Raw genomic sequence first — 9605 nt, 5'->3', positions numbered from 1 at the left:
TGAATGTCGATCAGTCCTAACGCAGCGACGTCCGCTGCCGCCCCGCGTCGTCAAAATTCTCCGGCGCCAGCCAGGCGGCGAACACCCGCTCACACGCCGGCCACTCGTGATCCAGCATGGAGAACCAGGCGGTGTCGCGGTTACGGCCCTTGCGCGCCATATGCTGGCGAAACACGCCCTCGTACTGGAAGCCAAAGCGCGCGGCCGCCCGGCGCGATGGAGCGTTGTCGTTGTCACACTTCCATTCCACCCGCCGGTAGCCGGCGGCGAACAGCTGGCGCAACAACAAAAAAACCGCCTCCGTCGCCTGACGCGTCCTCTGAAGGCCCGGCGCGAACGCCACATAGCCGACTTCAGCCACGCCATCGGCGGGCCGGATTTCCATGATGGTCAAAAAACCGCCCGCCCGGCCGGAGCGTCGCTCCACAACCGCGTAGGGCAGCATGCCCGGGCGCCCCGCCACGTCGGCGACAATGGCGCGCAAGCCGGCGTCATCGACAGGCGCCACCGGGGGCAGCCAGGTCCAGACCGCGTCGGCGCCGCGAAACGCCGCCGCCAGATCATCGCCATGCCGCCGGGGATCGAGCGGCTCCAGCCGCGCCCACTGCCCCTCCAGCGGCAGGAGCGGGGGAAACGGCGGCGCCGTCCAGTCCGCTGGCAGATCAACCATGTCCCACCCCCTCTTTCAGGCGCTGTTCGCGACAGCCTGATGAATGTCCTCCTCCGTCACCCCAGCCATCGGGCCGGCAACCTTGAGCGCCCGGGTTTTCTTACCTGGCGTCATCACCAGGATCACCGTCTCTGTCCCGGGGCAGGACGGATCGCGGCAGATGATCTCATTGACCGAAAACCGCGTTTCCGGATCGCCGCCACAGGCCGCCGCCGCCCACTGGCGGATGCGATCGCTTACGGCGCGGTCGACCACGGGCTTCCGCCCAAACCAGGACATGGCCATGACGACGCCAGGTCAGACCGGCAGGGTGAGCAAACCGCCGGCGCCGTCGGCGGTTCCAAACACCAGCCGCTTGCCTTTGGCATCCCACGCCATCGCCGTCACCGGCCCGCCAGGCGCCGGCATGCGCGCCATCAGTTCGGAATTGTCGGTCAGCCGCACCAGCATCAGCGCGCCATCATCATAGCCAATGGCGACGATCAGCGCCCGGGGATGAAACGCCACCTGGGTCACCTTCGCCGGGCGCACGCCGCATTCACGCGGCGCCTTGCCCATGGGGCCGTCCTTGGCCTCGAACGGCCAGATGATGGCGGCGTCGGCGCCCGACGAGGCCATCCACAGTCCATCGTGCGACCAGGACAGCGAACGCGGCTTGGCCGGATAGCCGGACATGCGCATGTCCTTTTTGTCGGCCAGCCGCCAGCCGTGCAGCATGTTCTCCTGCATGGAGGTGATGAAAAAGCGGCCGTCCGGCGAGAAACAGGCGTCGAGGTGCGAGCCCTTCCAGAACAGCGGTTCAGCCGCGGCGTCGGTATTGGGAAACCACAGGCTGGCGCCGTTGTAATGGGCGAGGCCAAGCCGGTAGCCTTTCGGCGCGAAGGCGATGCCGCGCACGCTCGACGGCGCCTCCATGCGGCGCACCTGGCCTTTGGCGTCGCGCGCCGCCACCTGCTTGCCGCAGCTCCAGGCGATGGCGCCGCTGCTGGCCGCCACCGCATCAATCCAGCGGCCCTTTTCGTCGGCGATGGCCTGGGTTTGGCCATCTGCAAGGGTGGCGACGACGCGTCCATCGTCACCACCGGTGATGAAGCGGTCGCCGGCGCCGACAGCAGCCAGCACCGCGCCGCCTGGATGAGCGTCGACGCGCCGCTCGCCAGTGGCGTCGCACAGCAGCACGCAGCCGTCGCCAAGGGCCAGCATCGCCGTATCGCCAGCGAAAGCGGCGCCGGTCACATGCGCGCCCGCGTCGAGCGGCCGCACATGATCGAGAAGGGAGGTCACGACGCCGGTGGCGGTCGCGTTGGGAGCGGCAGAGGTCATGGATTCACCACCAGATCAAACGGCGCAGGCGCGAAACGCCTTTTCAATGGCGGCCCGGTCGAGATCACGGCCGATCATCACGATCTTCGACGTGCGCTTTTCGCCCGGTCGCCAGTCGCGCTGCAAATCGCCGTCCAGCATCATGTGCACGCCCTGGAAGACGAAGCGCTTCGGCTCGCCGCGAAACGCCAGAATGCCCTTGGAGCGCAGCAGATTGGCGCCCTCGCGCTGGGCGTAATCATTGAGCCAGGGCAGGAATTTATCGGGATTGACGTCGCCGTCGATGGTCACCGCCACCGACTGGATGTCGCTGTCGTGGTGGGCGTGATGGCCTTCCTCAAGAAAATCTGGCTCGAGTTCCATAATGCGGTCGAGATCGAAGGCATTGCGGCCGAGCACGTCGTCGATGGCGACCTGGGCGTTCTGCGTGCGGTGCAGGCGGGCATAGGGGTTGATGGCGCGCACCTGCGCCTCCACCTTCGCCAGTTCTTCCGGCGTCACCAGGTCGGTCTTGTTGAGGATCAGCACGTCGGCGAAAGCGATCTGGTTGTGCGCTTCCGGCGCGTCCTTCAGGCGTTGGGTCAGCCATTTGGCGTCCACCACTGTCACCACCGCGTCGAGGCGGGTGCGGTCCTGCACGTCCTGGTCCATGAAGAAGGTCTGGGCCACGGGGGCGGGATCGGCCAGGCCGGTGGTCTCGACGATGATGCCGTCGAAGCCGCCCTTGCGCTTCATCAGCCCGTCGATAATGCGGATCAGGTCGCCGCGCACCGTGCAGCAGACGCAGCCGTTGTTCATCTCGAACACTTCTTCGTCGGCGCCGACAACGAGGTCATTGTCGATGCCGACCTCGCCAAACTCGTTGACGATAACGGCGAATTTCTTGCCGTGCGGCTCACTGAGAATGCGGTTGAGCAGGGTCGTCTTGCCCGCGCCGAGATAGCCGGTGAGCACGGTGACGGGAATCTTGCCGGACGTGTCGGCGCCTGGGTTGGTGTCGGGCATGGGGACCTCCGGATATGTGCCCTGGCGCGGCCCTTGCATCACTGCGGCGCTGCGCCAGAGCGTTTCCCTGGCGAAACGGCGCTGTTTCGCAAAAGAAAACCGCATCAAATCAAAATGCTAGGGCGAAGTCCCGGCCCAGCATGAGCCGACCTTGCCCTGGTGAAGGGAGCAGAATGCGCCAGCAGCCCGGCGCGTCGCTCCCAGATTGGCTGACACAGATATATTGGTCAGCGCGGCAAAAGTGAAAGCCCCCGCGCCTGGAAGACAGCCATGCTTCAGGCGCCCGTCATGCCAATGCGCGAAGATGCTGGCGCATCCGCGCCTTGGGCCTCAGGCCTCCAGATGCCGGCCAGGCAGCGCCCGCCACACCAGCCCGCCCACCGGGCCCAGGCACAACGACAGCACGTAAATGCCCCCGGCGACAAGAATGATCGCCGGTCCTGCCGGCAGGCCATGATGATAGGACAGCGCCAGGCCAAGCCAGCCGGACAGCGCCGCCACGGCGATGGCGCCAGCGGCCATGCCGGTGACCTGACGCGCCCAGAAGCGGGCCGAGACGGCGGGCAGCACGATGACGCCCACCGCCAGCAGCGTGCCCAGCGCATGGAAGCCGGCCACCAGATTGAGCACCAGCAGCACGAGGAAAATCAGGTGCGTCGGCGCGCCGGCGCGGCTGACCGAGCGCAAAAACCCGGGATCGACGCACTCCACCACCAGCGGCCGCCACAGGGCGGCGAGGGCGAACAGGGTGATGGCGGCGACGGCGCCGAGCAGGATCAGCGTGGCGTCATCCAGCGCCAGCACCGAGCCGAACAGCACGTGCAGCAGATCGACATTGGAGCCGCGCAACGAAACGATGGTGACGCCGAGCGCCAGCGACAGCAGGTAAAACGCCGCCATGGAGGCGTCCTCGCGCAACTGGGTGAGCCGGGCCACGGCCCCGGCCAGCAGCGCCACGACGAAACCCGCGGCAAGACCGCCGAAGGTCATCGCCGGCAGCGACAGGCCATAAAGCAGATAGCCGATAGCCGCCCCGGGCAGGATGGCGTGGGCCATGGCGTCCCCGGTCAGGCTCATGCGGCGCAGCATCAGAAACACCCCAACCGGCGCGCCGGACAGCGACAGCGCCAGCGCCCCCACCAGCGCCCGGCGCAGGAAGTCGAATTCGACGAACGGGCCGATCAGCCAGGCGTAAATGGCGTGCATGGAGGCAGGTTATCCAGAACTGTGGGGTCAGGCGGCGCGGATACAGGGCGCGGCGCGGGGATCCGTCGCCTCGTTCATGCGGCGCGCCCGCGCGAGGTTGGCCTCGGTGAGCGTCACGTCGGTCGGTCCATGGGCGATCAGTTCGCGCGCCAGCAGCAGGGTCTGCGGAAAGGCCGCGCGCACCAACTCCAGGTCGTGCAGGGCGGCGAGCACGGTGCGGCCCTCGTCGCGCCAGCGGTGGATCAGCGCCGTCAGATCCGCGATGGTGGCGGCGTCGAGGGCGTTGAACGGCTCGTCGAGCAGGATCAGCGCCGCATCCTGCAGCAACAGCCTGGCGAACAGGGCGCGCTGCAACTGGCCGCCCGAGAGCGCGCCGATGGGCCGGCTTTCAAGGCCGGTGAGTCCCACGGCGCGCAACGCTTCGGCGATGCGCGGCGCATGGCGGCGGCCGATGCGGCCAAACAGGCCGCAACGCTCCCACAGCCCCATGGCGACCAGATCATAGACCGTGAGGGGGAAACTGTTGTCCAGCGCCGCCGCCTGGGGCAGGTAAGCGATCTGCCGCGCCGGCACGCCGCGCTGGATGACGCCGTCAAGCGGACGGATCAACCCGGCAGCCGCCTTCAGCAGCGTCGATTTGCCGGCGCCATTGGGGCCAACGATGGCGGTGAGCGCCCCGGGGGCGATCTGCAAATGCAGGTGGTGCACGGCCGGATGGCGGTCATAGCCGAGCGTGACATTGTCAAAACGCAGCACCGGCGGCGGGCGCTGCGCCGGCGGCGGCGCCGGGGAAACGGGTTGGACAACCGGCGCGTTCATGACCACAGCACTCCGGCGATGGCGACCCACAACAGCGCCGACAGCACGGCCGCCAGCAGCAGCCGCTCGGCAAGCGACGCCCGCATCAGCGAAAAGCCCGGCGGCTGCGACAGATTGGGGGCAGCGTTGGGCGCATGGGAATGGGAATGCGCATGGGAATGAACGTCACCATGGGCATCATGCCCATCACGATCATGCCCGCCAGCGCGATCCGCATGGTCGTGATGCTGGCGCGCGCGTCGATCGTGCGCATGGGCCTGCGCGGCGCCCTCGCCTGACGTGGCCCGCACAGCCCCCTCGGCCATCCTCAACCCTGCGCTGGCGCCCGAACTCACAATCATTCCCTCCGCCCGTTATCGCGGGCGCTGATGCAATGTTCCAATATTACAATATGTCGTCCGGTAACGCCATGGCGGTGGAATGGCGGCAACATGACCGATGACCTGGCGGACGGCTTCGGCGTCCACCCCGGGCAATCGTCCTCCGCCGCGAACCGGGACCCGCGCAGGCGTCGCGGGCGACGGCGCCGTCATGCCAGGTGGGCGCCTTTCAGCGTCTCATGCCCTTCCAGGCCTCATGTCAGGTCGCGAGACCGCTGAAGCGCCCGCGCCCTGCAAGGCCCAAGCCAGCGGAACGCACGTCCCTGCAAGCCGGCCTTGACGAGGCGCGCCCAGCGCCGCGCCGGCCCCGGCGGAGGCCGGTGAACCAGACCCGCCGGGTTCGGGCGTCAGCCCCGGTTGGGGAAATACTGGAACAGCCAGGTTTCGGTCAGCACCCTGTCGCCGAGGCGCAAATAGCAGCGCAGGTCCACCGGCGCCTGGCCTTCCGCCGAGAAGTCGAACTGGGCGCGCCAGTGGCCGGGGACATCATCCGGCACCGCCTCGGCGAAGATGTAGGAGAACTTGCCGCGCGAGGCGCTGAGCACGACCTCCGGCTTTTCACCGAACTTCAGATCTTTCAGCGGTCCGCCGAGAAACTCGACCATGAACTTGCGCACGCCTTTGGGGCGCGGCTGGCCGGGAACGCCGCCATTGCCGAGGCGGGTGGCGACGCATTTCGCCAGGCTGTCCGGGAAGAAGGGGTCGCCGTTGACCCAGTACAGGCGATAGCGGATGTCATGGGTCTGGCCGGGCGCCGTCTGCCCCGCCGGGACCCACATGGCGACGATATTGTCGTGAATTTCGTCGTCGGTAGAGAGTTCCACCAGTTCCACGGCGCCCTTGCCCCAACCGCCAACGGGCTCGACCCAGGCGCTGGGGCGGCGCTCGTAGCGCACGCCGTCGAGGTAATGATCGACATTGCGGTCGCGCTGCATCAGGCCGAAACCGCGCGGATTGTCGTCGGAGAAGGCCGAGGCGGTGATGTAGGGCGGATTGTTGAGCGGCCGCCAGATGCGTTCGCCGGAACCGCTCCACATGGCGAGGCCGTCGGAATCATGCACCTCCGGCCGCCAGTCGGCCATGGTCTGCTTGGCGGTTTCGGAGAACCAGTACATGGAGGTGAGCGGCGCGAGGCCAAAGCGCGTCACCGCCTTGCGCACGTTCACGGAAGCGGTGATGTCCATCACCACGTCATCCTTGCCGCGCGTCATGTCGAAGCGGTAGGCGCCGGTGACGGAGGGGCCTTCGAGCAGCGCGAAGATGGTGACGGTAGGGCCGTCATTAACCGGCGTCTCGAAATAGATCTCGGTGAAATCCGGGAATTCCTCGCCCTTGCCGGCAACGGCGGAATCGATGGCGACGCCGCGCGCCGAGAGGCCATACTGATAGAGACCGCCAATGGCGCGGAAATAGGACGCGCCAAGGAAGGCGACCCAGTCATTGGTCTGCCAGGGTTTTTCCTTCTGGTCGCCGAAGCGGCTTTCCTGGAAGCGGAAGCCGGCGAAGCCGGAGTTTTCCTTCAGCTTCCGCGCCACGGAATCCTTCGGCATGTCAAAATAACGCGGCTCATAAATGATCTCGCGCGCCTTGCCGTCCTTGACCACGCGCATCCGCACCGGCCGCTGGAAGAAGCGGCCGAGATGGAAGAAGGTCACCGGAAAGGCGCCCGGGCCATCGGCGAACAGCGCGTCCTGCGGACGGAATTTGATCTTGCCGTGCGCGTCATAATCAATGGCGTCGAGCACACCCGGATCTGGCGAGGGCGCCGCCTTGTAGGGCTGCGCGGCCAGGGCCTTCGCCCGCGCCTTCAGCGCCTCGAAGGAGAACGGCGCTGGCGCCCCGAATGTGAGGCCAGACTCAGCCAGCGCGCCAACCGGAAAACCCGCCGCGGCCAGGGCGGCGGTGGCGGCTGAGGCGCTCAGAAACGAACGGCGGTGAAGCATGGGCAGGACATGGCTCCGGAATATGCGGTCGGCCGGAAGGCTGACGCCTTCAGGCCTTGGGGTAACGCCGGTTGAACGGATAATGCGTCATCATCGTGGCCGACAACCATCGCACCAGAGCGCTTTTCAATCTGATTGCATCAGATTGGCGCTCCAGATTCTTGATTTTTCCGCATAATCTTGTCGATCCTCGTTGCACTCCGGTCGGATTATGCTCTAGCCAGATCCGGCGGACAACGGGCCAGACCCGCCGGATCCGGCGCGTCTGGCAAAAGGCGTCTCGACGAGGACGACCCGGCCAGGCGTCTGGACCAGGAAGCCTGGTCCAAAACGCCCGGTCATCAGGCGCGGGCGCTCAGGGCGGCCGCGTCAAGATGGGCGACCAGCCCCTCATCAAGGCCAAGGCTGCTCTTGAGCCGCGTCAGAAACGCCTGCTCGGCCGGGGTGTCGGGATCGACTGTCAGCCGGGCGGCTTCATAGATCTGCGCCGCGTGCTCCGGGCTGGCCGCCAGATCGGCCAGTTGCTCGGGCGACAACGGATTGGCGAAGGCGGCGTTCAGGAATTGCACCGCATCCTCGGGCAAAGCGGTGCCCAGGGCGCCGGTGATTTTCGCCCGCTCCGCGTCATCGACCTGGCCATCAGCCGCCGCGGCGGCGATCATCGCCTGCACCAGCGCCAGCGCACCATCATGGGTCTGGCTGGCGGCGTCAAAGCCGGAGCCGGCGGGAGCCGGGACTGGCGTGCTGGCCTCGGTCTGCGCCGGCGCCGAACCAGCCTGCCATTCCTGCACGGCCTTGTAGGTGAGGCCACCAACCAGCGCCGCGCCGCCGAGTTTCGCCGCCCGGCCCGAAACGGTGCGCCCCGTCTTGCTCAGCATCAGGCCGGCAAGCCCGGCCAGAATGGCGGCGCCCTTCGGCGTCTGGGCGAAATCCATGGCCTGACGCAGCAGGCCGCCGGCCTGCGGGCCGGCCATGCGGGTCAGCGCGTCCTGCAGCGATCCGCCCACGCCTCCGCCCGGCTGCGCTCCGCCCTGCGTCCCCCCGGCCTGCGGCGCGCCAGCCTGCCCTTGTCCTTGCCCGGCCCCGCCGCCCAGCAGGCCGCCGAGCAGGTCGCCAAGCCCACCACCACGCCCGCCGCCAGATCCGCCACCCGCTTCGCCGCCGGATGAACCACCAGATGAACCACCCCTGCCACCGCCGAGCATCTGGCCGAGCAAACCGCCCAGCCCGCCCCCGCCGCCGCCCGCTCCCTGCCCGCCACCGGTCAATTGTCCGAGCACATCGCCCAGACCGCCCCCCTGGGCATCAGGATTGCGGGCAGCATTGCCTTGCGAACCGGGCTGTCCGCCCTGGGGATTGATAGCCGCGGCGCCCACGAGGGCGTCAAGGATTTGCCTGGCGTCGAACATCTGTGTCGCTCCATTGCGTGTGCGGCCCGATTCTTCACACCCGCTGTTGACGGCTTTGCGGCGCGCAGCGAGAACCGCATCGGGCCACGGCTTTGACTGCGAAGCAAGAGCCGGGCTTTTCCAGCTCTCTGAATCCGGGGCCCGCATTCCCTTTATCCTCATACAGAGTGGTGAAGCGAACGCAGGAATCAAGAAGACCAGTCACAATACATTGATTTTATAGCGCAATTCATCAATTGGGCTCCGATTCCGTCGCAGCTGCGGGATCACACGGGCAATAGCTGGGTGAGGAACGATGAAGCTCGCAGATATTGACGGCACGGTGGATGAGGTTGACGCGCGCCATCCCGCGACGCCGGGCCGCGCCGCGCAATATGCCGCCGTCGATGTGATTGACCCCCACGGCGTCACCACCACCCTCGCTCGCGTCCGGGCCGAACCGGAAATCGCCGCCCATATCCATGTGGGCGCGGCGGGCCGCTTCTATGTGTACAATGTCGCCGGGTTTCGTGGCATTCATGGTTTCCGGCCGGTCAATGGCGCGCCAGTGCATGCGTTTCCGCGCAGCCCGGCGTGGATTTGCCTGGGCATCGCCATCGCCAATCTGGCGTGGATTGGCTGGCGGGCCAATGGCGGCGGCGGTCTTTCGCTATTTTCGCTGGCGCCGTTCATGCTGGCCTGCCTGCTCTACGCCGTCCTGCGTCGCGCCGCCAGCGACGCCGCCGCCCGCGTCAGCAATGACACCCGTCCGGTGGTGATACCTGGCCAGCCGGCGCCCAATTCCCGACCTCCGGCTGAAAACGCCGCCGTCAATTAATATCAACTTATTGACATTTATTTCCCGCCGTGG

General features: G+C 67.2%; 10 protein-coding genes. 2 read left to right on the top strand and 8 right to left on the bottom strand.

The window, feature by feature from the left end; translation table 11 throughout:
- Positions 1-16: 16 nt before the first annotated feature.
- The 6 genes from ACERNI_RS17470 to aztA form a co-directional block, all read right to left on the bottom strand.
- Positions 17-670: a GNAT family N-acetyltransferase gene (locus ACERNI_RS17470; RefSeq protein WP_448834503.1), complete on the bottom strand. Its 654-nt coding sequence runs from the start codon at positions 668-670 to the stop codon at positions 17-19.
- A 15-nt stretch (positions 671-685) separates the two neighbouring features.
- Positions 686-955, bottom strand: a complete 270-nt coding sequence (locus ACERNI_RS17465) for a hypothetical protein (protein ID WP_448834502.1) — start codon at positions 953-955, stop codon at positions 686-688.
- A 12-nt stretch (positions 956-967) separates the two neighbouring features.
- On the bottom strand, positions 968-1993 hold the full coding sequence (locus ACERNI_RS17460) for a WD40 repeat domain-containing protein (protein WP_448834501.1): 1026 nt from the start codon (positions 1991-1993) through the stop codon (positions 968-970).
- A 15-nt stretch (positions 1994-2008) separates the two neighbouring features.
- Entirely contained in the window at positions 2009-2998 is a 990-nt protein-coding gene (locus ACERNI_RS17455) for a CobW family GTP-binding protein (protein ID WP_448834500.1), read from the bottom strand.
- Between the two features lie 330 nt (positions 2999-3328).
- Positions 3329-4204, bottom strand: coding sequence for a metal ABC transporter permease (locus ACERNI_RS17450; protein WP_448834499.1), 876 nt, complete (start codon positions 4202-4204; stop codon positions 3329-3331).
- A 27-nt stretch (positions 4205-4231) separates the two neighbouring features.
- On the bottom strand, positions 4232-5023 hold the full coding sequence (aztA, locus tag ACERNI_RS17445) for a zinc ABC transporter ATP-binding protein AztA (protein WP_448834498.1): 792 nt from the start codon (positions 5021-5023) through the stop codon (positions 4232-4234).
- A 146-nt stretch (positions 5024-5169) separates the two neighbouring features.
- Between aztA and ACERNI_RS17440 the strand changes: the two genes are divergently transcribed.
- On the top strand, positions 5170-5301 hold the full coding sequence (locus tag ACERNI_RS17440) for a hypothetical protein (protein WP_448834497.1): 132 nt from the start codon (positions 5170-5172) through the stop codon (positions 5299-5301).
- Positions 5302-5750: 449 nt separating this feature from the next.
- On the opposite strand, the gene ACERNI_RS17435 is transcribed toward ACERNI_RS17440, so the two are convergent.
- Positions 5751-7346, bottom strand: a complete 1596-nt coding sequence (locus ACERNI_RS17435) for a glucan biosynthesis protein (RefSeq protein ID WP_448834496.1) — start codon at positions 7344-7346, stop codon at positions 5751-5753.
- 341 nt (positions 7347-7687) lie between these two features.
- Complete coding sequence (locus tag ACERNI_RS17430) at positions 7688-8755, bottom strand: tellurite resistance TerB family protein (protein ID WP_448834495.1); 1068 nt, start codon at positions 8753-8755, stop codon at positions 7688-7690.
- A gap of 295 nt (positions 8756-9050) precedes the next feature.
- Here ACERNI_RS17430 and ACERNI_RS17425 point away from each other — a divergent pair, with 295 nt between their 5' ends.
- Positions 9051-9572, top strand: a complete 522-nt coding sequence (locus tag ACERNI_RS17425; protein ID WP_448834494.1) for a hypothetical protein — start codon at positions 9051-9053, stop codon at positions 9570-9572.
- The last annotated feature ends 33 nt before the right edge of the window (positions 9573-9605 follow it).

Source organism: Camelimonas sp. ID_303_24, assembly GCF_053543495.1.
The sequence above is the reverse complement of the archived record's forward strand: the minus strand, read 5'-3'. Positions and strand labels throughout refer to the sequence as shown.